The organism is Lysobacter sp. Soil_N_23, from assembly GCF_057656135.1.
In genome coordinates, this window is the sequence record NZ_JBDGKY010000019.1 from 69,494 (window position 1) to 91,667 (window position 22,174).

Consider the following 22,174-nt stretch of genomic DNA (forward strand, 5'->3'; position numbering starts at 1 on the left):
TCCGAAAGTGGGTGGGGAATGGTTGGCGTTGGCAGGCAACATCACAGCCGGCCGTCGACCGCGTCGCGCGGCAGCACGTACTTGACGTCGTAGAGCACCGATACCGGCTTGCCGAGCGCTCTCACGCCCTGCGCGCCGAGTTCGGCGAACTGGCGGTGGGCGACGGCCACGATCACCGCGTCGTACTCGCCCGCTGCGGGCGCATCGATCGGGGTGATGTCGTACTCGGCAGCGGCTTCGTCGGCCTCGACCCAGGGATCGTGCACGTCGACGTTGGCGTTGTAGCCACGCAACGCGTGGACGATGTCGACCACACGGGTGTTGCGCAGGTCCGGGCAGTTCTCCTTGAACGCCAGGCCCAGGATCAGGATCCGCGCCTGCACCGGGTTGATGCCCTTGCGCACCATCAGCCGCACGACTTCGCTGGCGATGTAGGCGCCCATGCCGTCGTTGGTGCGGCGGCCGGCGAGGATCACGTCCGGGTGGTGGCCGATCTCCTGCGCCTTGTGGGTCAGGTAGTAGGGATCCACGCCGATGCAGTGGCCGCCGACCAGGCCCGGCCGGAACGGCAGGAAGTTCCACTTGGTGCCGGCCGCCTGCAACACTTCCAGGGTGTCGATGCCGAGCTTGTTGAACAGGATCGCCAGGTCGTTGATCAGGGCGATGTTGAGATCGCGCTGGGTGTTCTCGATCACCTTGGCCGCTTCGGCGACCTTCAGCGAACTGGCCTTGTGGGTACCGGCTTCGATGATCGAGCCGTAGAGCCGGTCGACGAAGTCGGCCACCTGCGGCGTCGATCCGGAGGTGATCTTGAGGATCGAGGTCAGGCGATGGTCCTTGTCGCCGGGGTTGATCCGCTCCGGGCTGTAGCCGACGAAGAAGTCGCGGTTGAACACCAGCCCCGACGAGCGCTCCAGGATCGGTACGCACACTTCCTCGGTGCAACCCGGGTAGACGGTGGATTCGTAGACGACCACGTCGCCGTGCTTGAGCACCTTGCCGAGGGTTTCGCTGGCGCGCGCGAGCGGGCCGAGATTCGGACGCTTGGCGGCGTCGATCGGGGTCGGCACGGTGACGATGTAGACATTGCACTCGCGCAGCTCCGACAGATCGCAGCTGCAGCGCAACCGGCGCGCTGCGGCCAGCTCCGCCGGTTCCACTTCCAGCGTGCTGTCCTGGCCCTGGCTCAACTCTTCGACGCGGGCGGCATTGATGTCGAAGCCGACCGTGTCGAAATACTTCGCGAACGCGACCGCCAACGGCAGTCCGACGTAGCCCAGGCCGACGACGCCGACCTTGACGGTCTGCAGCGACGTGGGCGCTGAAGTCGCGGTCGCAGGGGCCGCGCTTGCGCCGTGCGCGGCCGCACGACCATCGGCGCCGCGTCCTTCACGCGCCTGGCCATGGACGTGCCGGCCCTGGACCTGCGCTCCCTCGAAATCGGTGGTGTCCATATCGATGACGTCCCGGGTGCTCAGGCGTCGTCGCGGCACACGCCGCGCGAGAGCGTGGACGGATGGCTGTGCTGGCGTTCGCGCATGGTGGCCCCTGGGGAGGCGACATCACGGTGGTGATATCCGGCCTCGCAGCAGATAACGCGCGGCGGGGCCCAAACAGGACGCACACAGGAAGCGCCCCGGCCGCGCGAGCGCCCCGGACCGTCCGCTGCGGTCGCCTTGGCCTGAGCGCGTGCGCTCCCGCGTTGAGGGTAGTCGTGATCGACAGGCAGCTGGCGCAAGGCCGGGCAGGGGGAAGAGATGGCAGGAGTTGTTCAACCGGCGCGGCGTGCCCAATGACATTGATCGTGCCCGTGCGCCCACTCGGCGTGCCTGGCGCCATGCCCGACGCGCCGGACCTGCGGCCCTCGCGGGCACGCTCGTGCGTGGTTGCGTTCGCCGAGATCGAGGCGTGGCAGTCGTGGCTGGACGAAGCCTGGACCCTGCTCGATCCGGCCGAGCGCTCGCGCGTGCTGCATCGGCGCCAGCCGGCCGACCGCGAAGCATTGACCATCGCCTACGCCCTGCACCGCATGGTGCTGGCCGGCGTGCTCGGCATTGCCGCGGCGGACGTGCCGCTGGCGCGCGACGAGCGCGGATGCCCGTGCCTGCCCGGAATGGCATTGCACACCAGCCTCAGCCATGCCGAGGGCGTGGCGGCCTTCGCCGTCTGCGCGATGGGGCCGGTGGGCATCGACATCGAGCCTTCGCTGCGCGCGAGCGAACTGCCGCAGGTGTCGACCAGCATCTGCCACGCCACCGAGGCACGCCAGCTCGCCGGATTGCGCGAATCGCTCTTCGGACGTGAGCTGTTGGCGTTGTGGGTGCGCAAGGAAGCGTTGCTCAAGGCCGAAGGCATCGGCCTGGAGAGGGAAATGACCAGTTTTGTTGCTGCCGACGGCGCGGTCCTGCCGTTGACCGCATCGACCGCCGACAACGCCGGTCCAGTGCGCCTGTCGATGCTCGAGATCGGCATGCGCTGGACCGCCGCCGTGGCGGCGCCGGTGGATGCGGTGATCGAAGGCGTCTGGTTGCGACCGGTCGGTGGCCGGGTGGTCGCCGAGCCGGCGTTGTACGTGTCGTGAGTTCGTCGTTGGGGGGATAGGCAACGACGGCCGGGTCGATGGCAACTGCCATCCTGACAAGATCGGCCCACACCCCTCGACGCAATGCACGGTTCCCTCGGCACTCGATGCCCTGGAGCCCCCACGCAGCGTGTGCGTCAACCGCATGCAGCCCGCAACGATCGGGTATTGCATGCCCCCCGCGGGAGTGCGGTTTCATGGTCTTCGGAAAGGCAAGTCTCAAGAACCGGGCGCTGACGCTCATCTGGTTGCTGGAACTGTTGCTGGTGATGGCGGCGGTGGCCGGCGCGGCGTGGCTGCGTTTCGTGAACGATCCCGAAGGCCACGAGATATTTTCCGAGAACCTCGCCGTCAGGGCCTTCATGGTGGCGTTGTTCGTGACCACCTCGATGGCTGCGCTGGGCCTGTACGAAGTGCACGTTCGCTTGAACCGCTTCGAGTTCGCGCTGCGGCTGCTGGTGTCGTTCGCGATCGGTGGCATCGGCCTGATGGTGCTGTACTACCTGGTGCCTGCCGCCTACATCGGCCGCGGCGTGATCGTGATAGCGCTGGTCCTGTCCATGGCAGGGCTGGGATTGCTGCGCCTGGGCATCCTGCAGGTGTTCGCGGGCGAGTTGTTCCGGCGGCGGGTGCTGGTGCTCGGCGCCGGCCGCAACGCCGATCTGATCAACAGCCGGTTGCGCCGCAACAGCGACCGGCGCGCCTTCACCCTGATCGGTTTCGTGCCGATTCCGGGACAGGAAATCGCGGTGCCTGCGAACCTGCAGGTGGCCCTGCCCGACGGACTGGCCGAGCTGACGCATCGCTTGCAGATCAGTGAGGTCGTGGTCGCACCGGACGAGCGTCGTGGTGGCCTGCCGATGGACGACATGCTGGCCTGCGTGCAACGCGGCGTGACCATGACCGATCTGTCGACGTTCTTCGAACGCGAAGCCGGCATCGTCACCACCAACCTGGTCGATCCGTCATGGCTGGTGTTTTCCGGCGGCTTCGACCATTCGACTTCGCGCTGCATGAACAAGCGCTTCTTCGATGTGCTCGCCGCCAGCGCGCTGCTGATGGTCACCTGGCCGCTCATGGCGCTGGTGGCACTGTGCATCCGCCTGGAGTCGCCCGGCCCGATCCTGTACCAGCAGACGCGGATCGGCGAGGGTGGCCGCCCGTTCGAGCTGATCAAGTTCCGCAGCATGCGCGTGGATGCCGAGACCGACGGAGTCGCGCGCTGGGCGCAGACCGGCGATGACCGCACCACGCGTGTCGGACGCTTCATCCGCATGGTGCGGCTTGACGAGCTGCCGCAGCTGTTCAACATCCTGCGCGGCGAGATGAGCATCGTCGGGCCCAGGCCCGAACGCCCGCAGTTCGTCGACATGCTCAGCCGCGAGATCCGCTACTACGCCGTGCGCCATTGCGTGAAGCCGGGCCTGACCGGCTGGGCGCAGTTGCGCTACCCGTATGGCGCCTCGGTGCGCGACGCCGAGGAGAAGCTCAAGTTCGACCTGTTCTACGTCAAGAACCATGGGCTGGCCTTCGACCTGATCATCCTGCTGCAGACGGTCGAAGTGGTGCTGTTCCAGCGCGGGGCGCGCTGAGGGCAGGGCGGGGCCGGACCTTGCCGGTGCAAGGTCCGGTCTCCATGCGGTGGGCGCCTGCGGTGCCTCTTACTGCGATTCTTCTTCGCTGACCGGACGCGGCGTGGCCGTCCTGAGCCGGTTCGGTGGAACGCTGCTCCAGTCGACGAGGTGACCGTCCTCGAAGCGCACCCACGACGAGCCGTAGTTCCAGATGCCGTCCTGGACCACCACCGGCGCACCCTGGATGGCAAACACCGCGCCTTCCTCCATGCCCAGTTCGAGCCGCGGCTCCTGCGAGTCGTAAGGCTGTTCGGCTTCCTGCGCGTGCAGGCTGTTTTCGACCTGCTGCTCGAATCCGGACTCGGACCAGTGCAGCGCCAGCATGACGATGACCAGAACCAGGATGGTGACGATGGCCAGCGTCGGCGTGGTGCGGTTGGGAACCGGGTCGCTGCGTCCGATTGCGCGGCTCGCCGTCATCCGTGGCGAGGCGGGCGTGGCGTCGTGGTTGCCACGTCCGGCATGGTGCGGCTGCGCGGCATGCACGGTATGCGGGATGTGCTCGGCGCCGGCCTTTGGCGCCGCGCCGGGCAGCCGGCCGTGGATGCGATGGAAGCGGATCGCCTTGGAATACAGTGCGGTCAGTTCGGTCAGCGCCTCGAGGCCCTCGTTCGTGGCGGAGCCGTTGCCATGGCGATCGGGATGCAGTTCGGCCACGCGCACCCGGTAGGCACGCTTGAGGTCTTCAAGGCTGCAGCCAGGTTCCAGGCCCAGCTGGAAATACAGAAGCGAGAAGTCCTGACTCATGGCCCCCCCTTATTCGGCGCATCCTAGCGCGTACCACGGCCGGGTGCGCAATAGTTGCCGACGGAGAGGCGAACGTTCCGGGCAAGCGGCACGGCAGAAGGCCGTTTTGCCGCGTCCAATGCGTTGGAACAGACAAGCGGCAATCTGCATGCCGCCTTCCCGGCGACTTTCGCGGCAAATAATGCGTTTCGCCGATTCGCGACAACCACGTTCTGACCGCCATCGCGGCGCTAGCACGTTATCCCTCAGTGGACACCGGGGGATTGAACATGGGTAGCACGGGTGCTGGCACGCTGGACGTCGCGCGGAATACGCGTCAGAACACTGCGCAAAGCGAACCGCCGGAACTGCCAGCGCTGGTAGAGGTGCCTGCCGATCGCCCGCGCGGACGCGAAGCCTCCGAGGCACGCGCCCAGGCGCAACTGCTCGTACCCAACTCGCTGCGCACGGCGCTGCAGGTTGCGGCCGACGATCACGGGCAGTCGCTGGCAGTCGCCGTGCTGGCTGGCTGGGCCATTCTCCTGCATCGGTTGTCGAACCAGACCGAAATGGCGATCGCGGTCGCGGGCAGGTCCGGCGCCGCTGTGCTGCCGGTCCGTCTGGACCTGGATCCCGCCATTGCCTTCGCGGCGCTGATCGCAAAGGCCACCGAACAGCAGGTTCTGGCGACGACCGCGGCAGCCGAAGGGCAATCGACCGACGGTTGGCAGATTGGTTTCGCAGATGGCGATGGCGTCCTGTCCGGGTTCGAACTGGCGCTTCGCATGCGCGATGCCGGCGGTGTGCTGACCCTCGAACTGGAAGGCGATGCCGCCCTCTACGACGAAGCGACGCTGCAGCGCTACCTTGGCTACGGGCACAACCTGTTCGTCGCCGCGACAGCGGCGCCCGGGCAGGCCGTCGGCCGCCTGGCGATGCTCGTGCCAGCCGAGCGCGCGCACCTGATCGACGGCTGGAACGACACCGCGGTCGCCTATCCGCAGGACTGCAGCCTGCATTCGCTGATCGAGGCGCAGGTCCAGCGCAGTCCCGATGCACCGGCGGTGGTGGCCGAGGATCGCACGCTCAGCTACGTGCAACTCAACCGTGAAGCCAATCGCCTGGCGCACTACCTGCGTGCGCAGGGCGTGCGGCCCGATGACCGCGTAGGCATCTGCATCGAGCGCGGCTGGGCGATGGTGGTGGGGCTGCTCGCCATCCTCAAGTCGGGCGGAGCCTACGTACCGCTGGATCCGTCCTATCCGCAGGACCGGCTGGTGCACATGCTCGGCGACAGCGCACCGAAGGTGCTGCTGACGCAAGCCAGCCTGCTGCCGTTGCTGCAATCGCTGGAAGTGCGCTGCCCGGTGCTGGACCTGTCGGCGCCGCAGCCGGCATGGGCGGGCGAAGCCGACACCGATGTCGCGGCCGAGGCACTGGGCCTGGATGCACGCCACCTGGCCTACATGATCTACACCTCCGGCTCGACCGGCCTTCCCAAGGGCGCGATGAACGAGCACCGCGGCATCGTCAACCGCCTGCTGTGGATGCAGGACGCGTACGGGCTCGGCCCGCACGACACCGTCCTGCAGAAGACGCCCTTCAGTTTCGATGTGTCGGTGTGGGAGTTCTTCTGGCCGCTGCTGACCGGCGCGCGCCTGGTGATGGCGCGCCCGGAAGGACACAAGGACCCGGCGTACCTCGCGTCGGTGATCCGCGAACACGGCGTCACCACGATGCATTTCGTCCCGTCGATGCTGCACGCCTTCCTCGAGGATGACGCGTCGCCGACCTGTGCCGGCGTACTCAAGCGCGTCATGTGCAGTGGCGAGGCGTTGCCGGTCGCACTCGCCGAGCGCTTCCACGAGCGCCTGCCGGGGGTGGAGCTGCACAATCTCTACGGTCCGACCGAAGCGGCGGTCGATGTGACCGCATGGACCAGCGCGCCGGGCAAGGCCGCGCTGAGCATCCCGATCGGCAAGCCGATCGCCAATACGCGCATGTACGTGCTCGATCCGCATCTCGAGCCGGTGCCGCAGGGCGTGACGGGCGAGCTCTACATCGCCGGCGTGCAGGTGGGGCGCGGCTACCTCAATCGCGACGAACTCACCGCCGAGCGCTTCCTGCCCGATCCGTTCGCCGACGATCCGCAGGCGCGCATGTACCGCACCGGCGACCTCGGCCGCTGGCAGCCCGACGGCAACATCGAGTATCAGGGACGCAACGACTTCCAGGTCAAGATCCGCGGTTTCCGCATCGAACTGGGCGAGATCGAGTCGCGCCTGGCCGAACATCCGCTGGTCACCGCCGGTGTCGTGCTGGCGCGGCCGGACGGCGACGGCGACCTGCGCCTGGTCGCCTATTACGTCACCCAGCCGGCGAATGCGGCGCTCGGCGTGGAAGCGCTGCGCGCGCATCTGGGCCAGCAGTTGCCGGACCACATGATCCCGGCGCACTTCATCCACCTGCCTGCGCTGCCGGTCACGCCCAATGGCAAGCTCGACCGCCGCGCGCTGCCCGAGCCGGGCAGCGAGCGCCCGGAACTGGCGGTGGCGTTCGAACCGGCGCACGGTGCGGCCGAGCTGATGATCTGCGCAGCCTACGCCGCGGTACTTGGCATCGAGCAGATCGGACGGCACGACAACTTCTTCGACCTGGGCGGCAATTCGCTGCTGGCGATGCGGTTGCTGGAGCGCGTCCGGCGCGAGCGCGAAGCCGAGTCGGCATCGGCGCCGCTGTCGGCGCTCGACTTCTTCCGCCATCCGACGCCTGCGGGACTGGCCGCGTTGTTGCAGGGCGGGGCGCAGTCGGCGATCCCGGAATCGCGCTTCGGGCGCGGGACGCGCGACGGCGCTGCGCGCAACGAGGCGGTGGCGATCGTCGCGATGGCCGGGCGCTTCCCCGGTGCCGGTGACGTCGAGGCCTTCTGGCGCAACCTGTGCGAAGGTCGCGACAGCATCACCTACTTCAAGCCCGACGAACTCGATCTGGCGGTGACTGCCGCAGAGCGAAGCGATCCGGCTTATGTCGCCGCGCGCGGAATAATCGAAGGGCTGGAAAACTTCGATGCCGCGTTCTTCGGCATCAGCCCGCGCGAAGCCGAGCTGATGGATCCGCAGCAGCGGATCTTCCTCGAGCTGAGCTGGGAATGCCTGGAGCGTGCCGGCTATGCACCCGATGCGACGCCGGGCCCGGTCGGCGTATTCGCCGGCATGAACAACGGCACCTACTTCCAGCGCCATCTCGTCCACCGTCCGGACCTGATCGCCAAGCTCGGCGACTTCCAGGTGATGGTCAACAACGAGAAGGACTACATCGCCACCCATGTCGCCCACAAGCTCAACCTGACCGGGCCGGCGGTGAGCACGCATACGGCGTGCTCGACCTCGCTGGTCGCGATCTGCCAGGCGGTGAACAGCCTGCGTGCAGGGCAGTGCGACATGGCCCTGGCCGGTGCGGCTTCGGCAACCTGCCCGCCGCGCAGTGGCTACCGCTACGTCGAAGGCGCGATGCTGTCGCGCGACGGCCACACCCGCACCTTCGATCGCGATGCCAGCGGCACGGTGTTCAGCGATGGTGCCACCGTGGTGCTGCTCAAGCGACTGTCCGACGCGCTTGCCGACGGCGACCCGGTGTACGCGGTGATCCGCGGCACCGCCATCAACAACGACGGCGGCCACAAGGCCAGCTTCACCGCACCGAGCAGCGAGGGCCAGGCGGCCGTGATCGCGATGGCGCAGGCAGATGCCGGCGTCGATCCGCGCAGCATCGGCTACGTCGAGACGCACGGCACCGCCACGCCGCTCGGCGATCCGATCGAGGTGGAAGGGTTGACGCGCGCGTTCCGCCGTGGCACCCGGGACACGGGTTTCTGCCGGATCGGTTCGGTGAAGAGCAACGTGGGCCACCTGGTCATCGCCGCGGGCGGCGCCGGCGTGATCAAGACCGCGCTGTCGCTGTGGGAGCAGCGCATCCCGGCGTCGCTGCACTTCCAGCAGGCCAATGCATCCATCGACTTTGCCGCCACGCCGTTCGTCGTCAACGATCGCCTCAGCGACTGGCCTGTGGGCGATGCTCCGAGGCGCGCCGGCGTGAGTTCGTTCGGCGTGGGTGGCACCAACGCCCACGTGGTGATGGAAGAAGCGCCGGCGCGCGACGAGTCGGACCCAGCCCAGGGACCGCAACTGCTGGTGCTGTCGGCACGCACGCCGGCGGCGCTGGCGCGCTCGGCCGAGCGCCTTGCCGAACAACTCGTGGCGGCCCCGCAGGCCAATCTCGCCGATGTCGCCTGGACCCTGGCCGTGGGCCGCAAGGCCTTCGCCCATCGCGTCTGCGTGGTGGCGGACGATGCCGCCGCCGCCGCGGAGGCGCTGCGCACCACCGAGCTGAATGCTGCCGCGATGCGCAGCCGGCCGGCGCGTTCGAGCGAAGTCGTCTTCATGTTCCCGGGGCAGGGGTCGCAGTACGCCGGCATGGGTTCCAGCCTGTACGAGAGTGAGCCGGCGTTCCGCGCCGCGTTCGACGAGTGCGCGGAGCTGCTTGGCGACGAACTCGGCTTCGACCTGCGCGAACGCGTCTTCAAGGGCGATGCCCAGGACCTGCAGCCGACCGCGGTGATGCAGCCTGCAACGTTCGCCATCGAGTACTCGCTGGCGCGGACATGGATGAGCCACGGCGTGATGCCCGCGGCGATGGTCGGCCACAGCGTCGGCGAGTTCGTCGCCGCGACACTGGCCGGCGTGTTCACGCTCGCCGATGCATTGCGGCTGGTCGCGCGCCGCGGCGCACTGATGCAGGCCCAGCCCACCGGCACGATGATGTCGGTGCGCCTGGCCCTGGACGCACTGCAGGCCAGGTTGCCCGCGGATCTGTCGCTCGCGGCCGAGAATGCGCCCGGCGCCTGCGTCGTGTCCGGTCCGCACGAGGCGATCGCACGGTTCCAGGGCGAACTCGAAGGCGATGGCGTCGCCTGTCGCGTCCTGCATACCTCGCACGCGTTCCACTCGGCGATGATGGACGCGGTGGTCGCGCCGTTCCTCGCCGAGGTGGCCGCGGTCGCGCGCAACGCGCCGGCCGTGCCGCTGATGTCGACGGCTACCGCGCAGTGGCTGGACGCCGATACCGCGATGTCGGCCGACTACTGGGCGCGGCACCTGCGCGAGGCGGTCCGCTTCGCCGCCGCGCTCGAGCGCCTGGTCGACGAACGTCCGCGCGTGCTGCTGGAGGTTGGCCCTCGCACCACGTTGGCCACGCTTGCCCGCCAGCATCCCGGCGTGCAGCGCCAGCCGGCCGTCGCCGTGTCCTCGCTGGCAGATTCGCCCGAGGCCGAGGAGGCCTGCCTCCGCAACGCCGCCGGTCAGCTGTGGTGCCGCGGCGTCGCCATCGATCCGGCCACCTTCGACCGTCGCCAGCGCCGGCGCCGCGTCCTGCTGCCGACCTATCCCTTCGAACGCCAACGCTTCTGGGTGGATGCGCCGTCGGCGGTCGCCAATGTCGTTCCGCATCCCGCACTGAACATCCCCACGGATCTGGAGATTCCCATGCCGCATCTCGTCGCGTCCCCCACTTCCGCGGACGCCGGATCGCCCGCCCAGATCGCGGTCGCCGATCGCCGGCCGGCGCTGATCGGCCGGTTGCGCGATGTCTTCGAGGACGTGGTCGGTTTCGACCTGTCCGATGCCGACAGCGAAGCCAACTTCATGGAGCTGGGCCTGGACAGCCTGATGCTGACGCAGGTGGCCACGCAGTTGCAGAAGACGTTCGCCGTCAGCGTCACGTTCCGCCAGCTGATGGGCGAGTTCTCGAGCCTGGACCGGCTGGCGAAGATGCTGGACGAGAAGCTGCCGGCGGAGGCGCCGCCTGCGCCTGCGGCCGCACCGGCGCCTGTCGCCCAGGCAACTGCAGCGCTGACAGTCGCCACGGCAGTTCCGGTCACGGCGGTGGCAATGCCGGCCCCGTCGCTGCTCGGCGCGGCACAGGGCGACTTCGCGCGCGCGCTCATTGCCCAGCAGATGCAGCTGATGCAGCAGCAACTGGCGCTGCTTGCCGGCACGCCCGTTGCCGCCGTTGCGCCCGCTCCTGTGGTGGCCGCACCTGCGGCACCCGCGATGGTCGCAACGCCCGCTGTTGCAGCCACTCCAGCAATCACGCCGACGGCATCGGCGACGCCTGCCGATGCGGCAGCCGACCCCGAGGCCGCTGCCCTGGCGCACACCAAGTACGACGTGCAGAAGGCCTTCGGTGCGATCGCGCGCATCCACAACGCTCGCCAGGACTTCAACGACCACCAGCGCAAGCGGCTGGCCGAGTTCACCCAGCGCTACCTGGCACGCAGCCCGAAGTCCAAGGCCTACACCCAGGAGCACCGGCCGCACATGGCCGATCCGCGCGTTGTCAACGGCTTTCGTCCGGCGCTCAAGGAAATCATCTACCAGATCGTGATCGGGCGTTCCAAGGGCTCGCACCTGTTCGACATCGACGGCAACGAATACATCGATGCCACCAATGGTTTCGGCATGAGCATGTTCGGCTGGCAGCCGGACTTCGTGCTCGACGCGATCCGCCAGCAGCTCGACCTGGGTTACGAGATCGGCCCACAGCATCCGCTGTCGGGCGAAGTGGCCAGGCTGATCTGCGAGTTCACCGGGCACGACCGCGCCGCGCTGTGCAACACCGGCTCGGAGGCCGTGCTCGGTGCCATCCGCATCGCTCGCACGATCACCGGCCGCAGCACCATCGTGTCCTTCAACGGTTCCTATCACGGCATCAACGACGAAGTGATCGTGCGCGGCACCAGGAAGCTGCGTGCGGTTCCGGCCGCGCCGGGCATCCTGGCCAATACCGCCGAGAACATCCTGGTGCTGGACTACGGCACGCCCGAATCACTGGAGATCATCCGCAGCCGCGCGCACGAACTGGCCGCGGTTCTGGTGGAACCGGTGCAGAGCCGGCGTCCCGACTTCCAGCCGGTGGAGTTCCTGCGCGAAGTGCGCAAGATCACCGCCGATGCGGGTGCGGCGCTGATTTTCGACGAGGTCATCACCGGTTTCCGCAGCCATCCGGCCGGCGCGCAGGCGCTGTTCGGGATCAAGGCCGACCTGGCCACCTACGGCAAGGTCATCGGCGGCGGCTATCCACTCGGCGTCGTCGCGGGCAAGCGTGAGTTCATGGATGCGCTCGATGGTGGCCACTGGCAGTACGGTGACGATTCGGTGCCGACCGTGGGCGTGACCTACTTCGCCGGCACGTTCGTGCGCCATCCGCTGGCACTGGCGGCGGCGAAGGCGGTGCTGGAGCACATGAAGGAAGTCGGCCCGCAGTTGCAGGAGCAGCTGACCGCGCGCACCACTGCCTATGTCGACGAGCTCAATGCATTCCTCGAGGAAGTCGGCGCGCCGATCAGCATCAAGCAGTTCGCCTCGCTGTGGCGCACGCAGTTCCTCGAAGACCATCCGATGCAGGAGCTGCTGTTCGCGATGCTGCGCAGCCGCGGCGTCCACATTGTCGACAACTTCCCGTGCTTCCTGACCACCGCCCATAGCGACGCCGATGTCCAGGCCATGCTGAAGGCGTACAAGGAATCGATCCTTGAGCTGGTGGAAGCGCAGCTGCTGCCGGGTCGCGTCGGGCCGCCGCCGGTGGTGATGGATCCGAGCCGGCCGCCGGTGCCCGGAGCGCGCCTGGGTCGCGAGCCGGACGGACGCCCGGCCTGGTTCGTTCCCAATGAAAGCGAACCGGGCAAGTACCGCAAAGTGGGAGCATGAGCATGGTGGCCATTGTGCAGACTCCGCTCAGCGATGCGGTCGATTACGACCCGTTTGCCGATGGGGTGCTGGATCGGGTCGTACCCACCACCGAGCCGCAACGCGAAGTCTGGCTCGCGGCGCAGCTCGGCGCCGATGCCACGCTCGCCTTCAACGAGTCGGTCTCGCTGCATCTGCGCGGCCGCCTCGACCGTGCCGCGCTCCATGCCGCGCTCGGCGACCTGCTGCAGCGCCATGACGCGCTGCGCTCCAATTTCGGTCCCGATGGCGAGACGCTGTGCGTGCGCGAAGTCGGCGACTTGGCGATGCCCTTCATCGACCTGTCCGCGCTCGAGCCGCAGGACCGCGCGCAGGCGAGGCAGGAGCGGCAGCGACTGGCGGTGGAAACCGCGTTCGAGCTCGCCCATGGCGAGCTGTTCCGCGCCGAACTGCTGCGCCTTGGCGAAGACGATCACGTCCTGCTGCTGACCGCGCACCACATCGCCTGCGACGGCTGGTCGTGGTGGTTGATCGTGCAGGACTTGGGACTGCTGTACGGCAGTCGTTGCGGAGCGCCGATAGCGCCGATCACGCCAGCGGTTGCGTTCTCCGACTACGCGCTGGCGCAGGCGGCCCATCCCGACGGCGCCACCTACGCAGACGACGAAGCGTACTGGCTGGGCCGCTTCGCCAGCGGCGCGCCGGTGCTGGACCTGCCCACCGACCGGCCGCGGCCGGTGCGCCGCAGCTTCGCCTCGCTGCGCGAGGACCATCTGCTCGATACGGAACTGGTCGCCGCTGTGCGCCGCATGGGCGCGCGTCGTGGCGTCAGCCTGTTCGCGACCCTGCTGGCGGGCTTTGGCTGCGTGCTGTCGCGCCTGGCGGGGCAGGATGAGGTCGTGATCGGCATCCCGGCGGCCGGGCAATCGGTCGACGGCAACGACCAGCTGGTCGGCCACTGCGTGAACCTGCTGCCGCTGCGCTTCGGCATCGAGGCCAAGGATGCCTTCGGCAAGGTGCTCGACGATGCCCAGTCGACACTGCTCGACGCCATCGACCACCAGCGCTACACCTTCGGGACGCTGCTGCAGAAGCTGCGGGTCGAGCGCGACCCGGGACGGCTGCCCCTGTGCAGCGTGATGTTCAACATCGACCAGGCGCTGGAGCGCGAGACCGCCGGTTTCCCCGGGCTGACCCTGGAGTTCAGCAACAACGCGCGCAGCTTCGAGAACTTCGAGATCTTCATCAACGCCGTGCAGACCCAGGGCGGCATGCGCCTGGAGACCCAGTACAACACCGACCTGTTCGATGCCGACACGATCCGTCGCTGGCTGGCCGCCTACGAGTCGCTGCTGCGTGACGCGGTCGCGCGGCCTGACGCCGACGCCAGTGCGCTGTCGCTGGTCAATGCCGCTGCCTATGCCGAACTCAACGCGCTGCAACCGGAACCGGACGCTTTCGATCGCGAATGCCGCATGCACGAGTACTTCGAGCGGCAATGCGACCTCACGCCGGGTCGCACCGCGCTGAGTTTCAACGGGCGCGCGGTCTGCTATGCCGAGCTGGAGGACCGCTCCAACCGCATCGCCCAGCTGCTGCGCAGCCGCGGCGTGCGTCGCGGATCGCTGGTGGGTCTGGTGCTGGACCGCGGCATCGACATGCTGGCCGGTCTCCTCGGCACGCTAAAGGCCGGTGCCGGTTACGTGCCGCTCGACCCGCATTTCCCTGCCGAGCGCCTGACCTACATGGCCGGCGATGCCGGCCTGGCGGCGTTGCTGACGCAGCAGGCGCATGCCGGCAACTTCGACCTGCGCGGTCGGCCGGTGCTGGCGCTGGACGCGCTGGAGGACGAGCTGGAAGCGCTCCCGGGCGAGCGTCCCGGGCGTGACGCAATGGCGGCGGAGCCGGAATCGATCGCCTATGTGATCTACACCTCCGGTTCGACCGGGCGGCCCAAGGGCGTGCAGGTTCCGCATCGCGCGGTCAGCAATTTCCTGGCCAGCATGCAGCGCGAGCCGGGCATCGGCGAAGACGATCGCCTGGTGGCGGTGACGACGCTTTCGTTCGACATCGCGGTGCTGGAGCTGCTGCTTCCGCTCAGCGTCGGCGCGCAAGTGGTGCTGGCCGACCGCGACACCGCGACCGACGGCGTGGCGCTGGCCGAGCTCGTGCGCAGCAGCGGCGCGACGATCATGCAGGCAACGCCCGCATCGTGGCGGCTGTTGCTCGACGCGGACTGGAAGGGCGACGCGACCTTCAAGATCCTGTGCGGCGGCGAGGCATTGCCGGCCGACCTGGCTGCGCAGCTGTTGCAGCGCTGCGGGTCGTTGTGGAATGTGTACGGCCCGACGGAAACGACAGTGTGGTCGACCTGTGCCCGCGTCATCGCCGGGCCGCAGGGAAAACCGGCCGACATCCATATCGGTCGTCCGATCGCCAACACCCAGGTGTGGATCCTCGATCCGCAGGGCGGGTTGTGTCCGCTCGGCGTCCCGGGTGAGATCTGGATCGGTGGCGACGGCGTCACCCTGGGCTACCTCAACCGCGAGGAACTGACGTCGGAGCGCTTCATCGACGATCCGTTCTCGAAAGCACCGGCGGCGAAGCTCTACCGGACCGGCGACCGCGGCCGCTGGCGCCGCGATGGCGTGCTCGAGCACATGGGGCGCCTGGATTTTCAGGTCAAGGTGCGCGGCTATCGCATCGAGCTGGGCGAAATCGAAGCGTTGCTGGCGACCCATCCTGCGGTCGCCCGCGTGGTGGTCGCCGCACGCGAGGACCGCCCCGGCGACGTGCGCCTGGTGGCGTATGTCGTGGCCGCGGAGAGGCAGGCGGCGGACGAGGCGCAGCTGTTGTCGCACCTGCGCGGTTCGCTGCCCGACTACATGATTCCGCAGCACCTGATGCTGCTCGATTCGATCCCGTTGCTGCCCAACGGCAAGATCGACCGCAAGGCGCTGCCGGCGCCCGACATGAGCGTGCGCAGCGCGGGCGAGCGCATCGCACCGCGCAACCCGCTCGAGCGCACCATCGCCGAGGCCATGGCCAAGGTGCTAGGCGTGCCCGGGCTCGGCGTCGACGACGATTTCTTCTCGCTTGGCGGCCACTCGCTGCTGGCGGCGCAGCTGACCTCGCGTCTGAACAAGGAACTGGGCGTCGCGCTGTCGCTGCGTGCGCTGTTCGACGGTCCGACCGTGGCCAAGCTGGCCCGCCTGGTGGATGCCTGCCAGCGCGAGCACGGCGGCGAAGGCGCCATCGTGCGCGAACCCATCGTGCACCTGGCCGATCAGTCGCATGGGCCGATGTCGGTGATGCAGGAGCGGCTGTACCTGCTGGAGCAGTTCAACCCCGGCCAGATCACCTACAACACGCCGTCGGCGCACCGCCTGCGTGGTGAGCTCGACACGGAGGCCTTCCAGCGTGCCGTGCAGGCGATGCTGCAGCGGCAGTCAGCGCTGCGCACCTCGATCGAACTGGTCGACGGCGAACCGATGCAGGTCGTCCACGACCACGTGGCGCTGGACATCCGCGAGGTCGAGGACCTGAGCCACTTCGGCGACGACGTCCGCGACGGCGAAGTCTCCAGGCGCCTGGACGCGCTGATCAAGCAGCCGTTCCGGCTGGACCAGGCGCCGCTGATCGCGTCGCGGTTGTTCCGGCTGGGGCCGCAGGAGCATGTCTGGTTCTTCATGCCGCACCACCTGATCTGGGATGGCTGGTCTTTCGACCTGATGTACACCGAGATGTCGGAGCTGTACCTGGCACAGGTCGAGAATCGCGCCCCGGTGCTGCCCGAGCTGACCGTGTCGTACCTCGACTACTCGGTCTGGCACCGGCAGTGGCTGCAGGGCACCGAGTATGCGAAGCAGCTGGCGTTCTGGCGCGATCGCCTGGGCAGTGCGGGGCAGGGCGTGGAAGCCCTGCCGACCGACCTGCCACGTCGCCCCGGCATGTCCGGTCGCGGCGTGACGCGCCGGATCAACGTCTCCCGTGCCACCACGGAGGCGTTGCATGCCGCTGCGCTCAAGCTCGACGCGACGCTCTTCATGGTCCTGCTCGCCGCGTACTTCACCCTTGTCAGCCGCACCTCGGGACTGCGCGAGCTGATCGTCGGCACGCCGGTGCGCGGGCGCAACAGCGCCGAGGTCGAGCCGCTGATGGGCTACTTCACCAGCTTGCTGCCGCTGCGGGTCGAACTCGATCCGTCGATGACATTCGGCCAGGCGCTGGCACGCGTGAAGGACATGGTGCTCGACAGCTTCGGTCATCCGGACGTCCGCCTGGAGGACCTGGTGCGCGAGTTGAGCATGCGCAGTCGCGAGGGCGGCGCCGTGCTCTACCACGCGCTGTTCTCGTTCCAGGACATCCGCAACCGCGTGACCCACTGGGGTCCGCTGGAACACGGCCGTTTCCCGGTCTTCCAGACCGGCGCCACCCAGGACCTGGGCATGTGGCTGGTTGAGCAGGAGGAAGGACTGTCGGGCGGTTTCATGCACAACGCCGACATCTTCCACGCCGAAACCGCCGACCTGCTCTACAGCCGCTACCTGCAACTGCTGGACCGCATCGGCGATGATCCGTCGATGTCGCTGGAGGCGCTGACCGCGTTCGACGACGGCCAGCCGCTGCTGTTCGGCCGGCCCGCCGCGGACGTTCCGGCGGACGTCCCGGCATCGCTGGAGGCATCGGAAGTCGTGGCCTTCGCCGCGGCCAATGACGAAGACCTCGACCCGCTCGCCGCGCGACTGCTGGAGATCTGGCGCGACCTGCTGCGCAATCCGCGCATCGTCGCCGACGACGACTTCTTCACCCTCGGCGGCCACTCGCTGCAGGCGGTGCAGATGTTCCACCGTTTCAATCACGAGACCGGCGTCAACCTGCCGCTGGCGACGTTGCTCAGTGCGCGCACGGTGCGGGCGCTTGCACTGGCCTACCGCCACGCCGGCGCACATGCCGACGGCGAGACTGACGCGCCAACCCGTGTGGATCCGTGGGCCCCGCTGGTTCCGATTCGCCCGCGCGGCGACGGCCTGCCGTTCTTCCTGGTGCATGCGGTCGGAGGCAACGTGCTCAACTACCGCGCCCTGGCCGAAGCGTTGCCGGAGGGATTCCCGATCTACGGCCTGCAGGCGCTGGGGTTGGATGGGCGGACGGCACCGCTGGAAAAGATCGAGGCCATGGCCGAACGCTATGTCCGCGAGATCCGCCAGCTGCAGCCGCATGGCCCCTATCATCTGGCGGGCGGGTCGATGGGCGGGATGATCGCCTATGAGATGGCCCAGCAGCTGATCGCTGCCGGCGAGCAGGTGGGGTTGCTGGGCCTCATCGATACGTCCGCCGAGTTCGGTACACGCTATCGCGAGCAATCGCGCAATGGATTGCGTGCGAAAGTGGGTCGCTTGCACCGCCGCATGCAGGGTCAGTCGCTGGGCGAGCGCCTGGCCACGATCAGCGAGGCGGTGAATCGCCGCATCCAGACCCGGCAGTTGCGAGCGCAGGCCGAGCAGGCGCGCGCCACCGGCGCGGCGCTGCCGCACGACATCCGTTACGCCGAGCTGCAGGCGGTCCACACGCGCGCGTACATCAACTACGTGGTGAGGCCGTATCCGGCGGCCGTGGTGCTGTTCCGCGCCAGTGAGCAACCGGCCGAGTTGCACGACAAACCCGCACTGGGCTGGGAATCGCTGGTGGGCTCGATCCGCATCATCGCCATTCCCGGCTCGCATCGCGGACTGGTCGAGGCGCCGGCACTGGCCAGTGCGCTCGGCGCAGCCATCGTCCGCGCGCAGACCGGCGCCAGCGAGGACCTTGCTGGCGCGGTCGAGGCGGACCTGGCCAGCGCCGCCAGCGACGAATCGGCTGCCGTTGCAGTCGCCGGCGACGACCCGCGTTGCGATTACCTGTGCGGCCTCTGGAAGGAGCTGCTCGGCACGGAGGTCTTGCCGGCCGACAACTTCTTCGACCTTGGCGGGAACTCGATGCTGGCGGTGCAGATGTCCAGCCGCGTGTCCAAGGACACTGGCGTGCGCATCCAGTTGATGCGGCTGGCCACCCAGAGCCTGGCGCAGATCGCGTCCGAACTGCCAGCTTCGGCGGGGGCACTGGACCACGGCAGCGTCGGCGCGCGGATGGCGCGCCAGGTCAAGCGACTGCTGCGCACCGGGATCGTCGAATGAGCGCAATGGCGGGAACGACCGTGGAAGAAGTGGCGTCGGGTTTGCAGCTGTCCAGTGGGCCATTCCTGTTCGGTGCGGCCGAGCGAAGGCTGTTCGGCCTGTTGCACGCCCATGCCGGCCACGACGCGCGGCGAAAGGCAATGGTGTTGTGCGCGCCGCTGCTGCAGGAAGGCATCCGCGCGCATCGCGCACTGTGGGCCGTGGCCGAGTCGGTGGCCGCGGGTGGCGGTGCCGGGCTGTGCTTCGACTGGTACGGCAGCGGCGATTCGAGCGGCGAGGATGATGGTCTGAGCCTGCCGGGCATGATGGCCGACCTCGATGCCGCGCAGGCCGTGTTGTCGGCGCACGGTGGCGCCGATCGCCTCACCTGGCTGGCCTTGCGCAGCGCGGCACTGCCGGTGCTGGCGTACCTGTCGCAACGGGAGCAGCCGGTCGACGTGGTGCTATGGGATCCGCAGCTGGTCGGGGCGGGCGTGGTCGAATCCTGGCGACGCCAGCACCAGGCGCAGCTGTACCAGAGTGGTCGCTACCCGCACGCGCGGCATGATCCCGATGAAAACGATCTGCTTGGCTTCCGTGTCGATGCAGCGTTGCCGGCGGCGCTGGCAACGCTGGATGCGGCCGCGATGGAACTGCCGCGCGGCAGCCGCGTGCGCCTGATGCTGTGGCAGCGCGACGACGTCGAGCGGTTCATCGCCACGCAGCGCGGACATGGCGTGCAGATGGAGGTGTTCGAACTCGATGCATCGGACCGACCCGGCTGGGAAGATCCGAAGCAGTTCGGCACCCAGGCGTACCCGCGTCGCAGCGTGGCCCAGATGGCCCAGCACCTGGCCGCAACGGAGGCGCGATGAACCTGCAGGTGCAGCTTCCGGGCAACGCGGTCGAGCGGCTGGACGCCGGCGAGCAGGTCGTGCAGTTCGGCAATGGCCTGGTCGGCGTGATCACGCCCGTGCGCAAGGGTATCAAGCCACGCGTCGGCATGCTGCTGCTCAATGCCGGCATCACCCGTCATGTCGGCCCGTTCCGTGCCCATGTCGACCTTGCACGCAAGCTCGCGGCGCAGGGTTTCCCGGTCCTGCGCTTCGATCAGTCCGGACTCGGCGACAGCGCATTGCCGGGCCAGGCGACGAACGACCGGCGCAAGCGCGAGGTCGATGCGGCGATGCGACTGCTCGCCGAGCAGACCGGCGTGTACCGGTTCGTCCTGTGCGGCCTGTGCTCCGGCGCCGACGACGCCTTCCACGTGGCTGCCGCCGATCCGCGCGTGGCCGGTGCGATCCTCATCGACGGCCTGGCCTATCCGACCGTGGGATTCTGGTTGCGCCATGCGCTTCCGCGCCTGCTGCAGCCGGGCAAGCTGTGGCGCTACCTGCGTTCACGTGGCAGCGGCGGGCCGTCGCTGGCCGACTTCCGTGATTTCCCGTCGCGCCCGGATGCGGTGCGGATGATGTCGGCGATGGTCGCGCGCGACACGCGCCTGCTGTTCGTCTTCACCGGTGGCGCCTATCCGTATTTCAACCATCGCGCGCAGCTGGCCGCCTGCCTTGGCAATGCCGCCAGGGCGCCGCAGGTGAGCCTGGAGTTCTGGCGCGAGTACGACCACACCTTCTACCTGCGCAAGCATCGCCGCGTCCTTTTCGACCGCATCGGCGGCTGGATGCAATCGCAGTTCGCGCAGGCGGGGCAGTAGTGGCGATGGCCAGCGATTCCCCCGGCATCGGCAGGCACTACCTGCGCTACTCCTCGGCGAACATCCTGGTGCTGCTGGCCGGGCTGGTGTCGTTCCCGATCATGACCCGCCTGCTGGACAACACCCAGTACGGCATCCTGGGTTACTACGACACCTGGGTGCTGTTGGCGGTCGCCGTGGCCAAGCTTGGCGCGCAGCATTCGATCCTGCGCTTCTATCCGCACGGCGGCGACCAGGCGGCGCTGCGCACGTTCTCGACCAACCTGTTCTATCTGCCATTGCTGGTGTCGCTGGCATTGTGGACGTTGACCGGTGCCGGCATCGTCATCACCGACTGGTTCGTCGGCGCGACGCAGTCGCCGGTGTTCTGGATGGCCATGCTGATGACGCCGCTGATGGTGTACAGCAGCTTGGTGGAAACCGTGCTGCGCGCGACCGAGCGCTCGCGGATGGTGATGATCACGCGCGTGGCCTGGCGCTACCTGCAACTGGCGCTGATGGTGGGGGCGGTGGCGGCGATACAGCACACCGCGCTGGCCGCCTACGCGGGCAAGCTGGCCGCGGCGCTGATCGGCATCGCCTTCTATGTGACCTGGACGCGTCGCCACCTGGGCTTCTCCAGACAGGCGCTCGATCCGGGGTCGCTGCGGCATTCGATGGCGTTCGGCATGCCGCTGGTGGCCACCGAGATGCTGGCCGTCGCCCTGGTCTCGATCGATCGGCTGATGCTGAAGGGGCTGTCGGGCGACTTCGCCGTGGTCGGCATCTACAGCATCGGTGCCGGGCTGGCGATGCAGGTGCACATGTTCATGAACCTCACCGTGTTCGAGTCGTTCACGCCGATGGCCAACCGGCTGTACGTGACCGAGACGGCGGAAGCGGTGCGTGCGCTCAAGCGCAAGGTCCTGCTGCCGATGACCTATGCCGCGGTCGGCGTGGCGATCGGGCTGGTATGCCTGGGCACGGACGTCATCATTGCCCTGAGCGGCAACGGCAAGGCGGCCTCCGGGCCGGTATTCGCGGTGATGGGAGCGACCAATGCGCTGTTCCCGGTGATGCTGGTGTGCGGTTATGGGCTGATGCTGGAAAAGCGCACCCGCACCGTCCTCGCGCTGGGTTGCACCTCGGTGGCACTCAACACGGCGCTCAATCTCGTGCTCATTCCGCGGTTTGGCGTGATGGGTGCCGCGTGGGCAACGGTGGGCAGTTCGATCGCTGCCGCGATCGGCCATTGCCTGCTGGTTTCACCCTCGCTGCGACAGTTTCCGGACCGGCGGACGTTGGCGCTTGCCGGTGTCGCCGCGGTGGTTGCTGCAGGTTGCGCGTGGGTTGCGCTGGGCGTGGGCCTGAAGCCGGGATGGTCGCGCCTGATCGTCGGAGGCGCGATGATCGGCGGTCCCTACCTGGCGACACTGCTGCTGCTCGATCCGCGCCTGCGCGCGATGATTCCGCTGCGGCGGAAGGCGCCGCCGGTCAATGGGGAACGCAGCGGTGAGTCGCTGGTGGGGTGAGTGGGGCATGCTGGTGCGCTTTTGGGGTTTCCTGCTGCGGAGCGGCGTCGTCCGCCGGGCCGGGGATTGCTCCGCCCCTTCGTCGGACATCCTGTCCGAAGGCGGGGCGCG

Annotated in this window: 9 protein-coding genes; 7 read left to right on the plus strand and 2 right to left on the minus strand. The window is 68.3% G+C overall.

The window, feature by feature from the left end:
• Positions 1-41: 41 nt before the first annotated feature.
• Positions 42-1,310: a Vi polysaccharide biosynthesis UDP-N-acetylglucosamine C-6 dehydrogenase TviB gene (tviB, locus tag AC3A3X_RS14115; RefSeq protein WP_487583662.1), complete on the minus strand. Its 1,269-nt coding sequence runs from the start codon at positions 1,308-1,310 to the stop codon at positions 42-44.
• Between the two features lie 494 nt (positions 1,311-1,804).
• On the opposite strand from tviB, the gene AC3A3X_RS14120 reads away from it, so the two are divergent.
• Positions 1,805-2,581, plus strand: coding sequence for a 4'-phosphopantetheinyl transferase family protein (locus AC3A3X_RS14120; RefSeq protein ID WP_487583651.1), 777 nt, complete (start codon positions 1,805-1,807; stop codon positions 2,579-2,581).
• A 197-nt stretch (positions 2,582-2,778) separates the two neighbouring features.
• The gene (locus AC3A3X_RS14125; RefSeq protein WP_487583652.1) at positions 2,779-4,173 is read left to right on the plus strand and encodes a TIGR03013 family XrtA/PEP-CTERM system glycosyltransferase; all 1,395 of its coding nucleotides are present in this window, start codon (positions 2,779-2,781) and stop codon (positions 4,171-4,173) included.
• 69 nt (positions 4,174-4,242) lie between these two features.
• Here the strand turns inward: AC3A3X_RS14125 and AC3A3X_RS14130 are convergent, their stop codons facing one another.
• Positions 4,243-4,962, minus strand: coding sequence for a J domain-containing protein (locus tag AC3A3X_RS14130; RefSeq protein ID WP_487583653.1), 720 nt, complete (start codon positions 4,960-4,962; stop codon positions 4,243-4,245).
• Positions 4,963-5,231: 269 nt separating this feature from the next.
• Between AC3A3X_RS14130 and AC3A3X_RS14135 the strand changes: the two genes are divergently transcribed.
• Genes AC3A3X_RS14135 through AC3A3X_RS14155 form a run of 5 tightly spaced genes read left to right on the plus strand, consistent with a single transcriptional unit; the run spans position 5,232 to position 22,063 of the window.
• Positions 5,232-12,704 carry an amino acid adenylation domain-containing protein gene (locus AC3A3X_RS14135; RefSeq protein WP_487583654.1) on the plus strand — a complete coding sequence of 2,491 codons (7,473 nt, stop codon included), beginning with the start codon at positions 5,232-5,234 and terminating at the stop codon, positions 12,702-12,704.
• Positions 12,705-12,706: 2 nt separating this feature from the next.
• Positions 12,707-18,859: an amino acid adenylation domain-containing protein gene (locus AC3A3X_RS14140; RefSeq protein ID WP_487583655.1), complete on the plus strand. Its 6,153-nt coding sequence runs from the start codon at positions 12,707-12,709 to the stop codon at positions 18,857-18,859.
• Positions 18,860-18,864: 5 nt separating this feature from the next.
• Positions 18,865-19,713 carry an alpha/beta hydrolase family protein gene (locus AC3A3X_RS14145; RefSeq protein ID WP_487583656.1) on the plus strand — a complete coding sequence of 283 codons (849 nt, stop codon included), beginning with the start codon at positions 18,865-18,867 and terminating at the stop codon, positions 19,711-19,713.
• Complete coding sequence (locus tag AC3A3X_RS14150) at positions 19,710-20,552, plus strand: serine aminopeptidase domain-containing protein (protein ID WP_487583657.1); 843 nt, start codon at positions 19,710-19,712, stop codon at positions 20,550-20,552. Before AC3A3X_RS14145 ends, AC3A3X_RS14150 begins: the two co-directional genes overlap by 4 nt.
• A gap of 5 nt (positions 20,553-20,557) precedes the next feature.
• Positions 20,558-22,063, plus strand: a complete 1,506-nt coding sequence (locus AC3A3X_RS14155; protein ID WP_487583658.1) for a lipopolysaccharide biosynthesis protein — start codon at positions 20,558-20,560, stop codon at positions 22,061-22,063.
• The last annotated feature ends 111 nt before the right edge of the window (positions 22,064-22,174 follow it).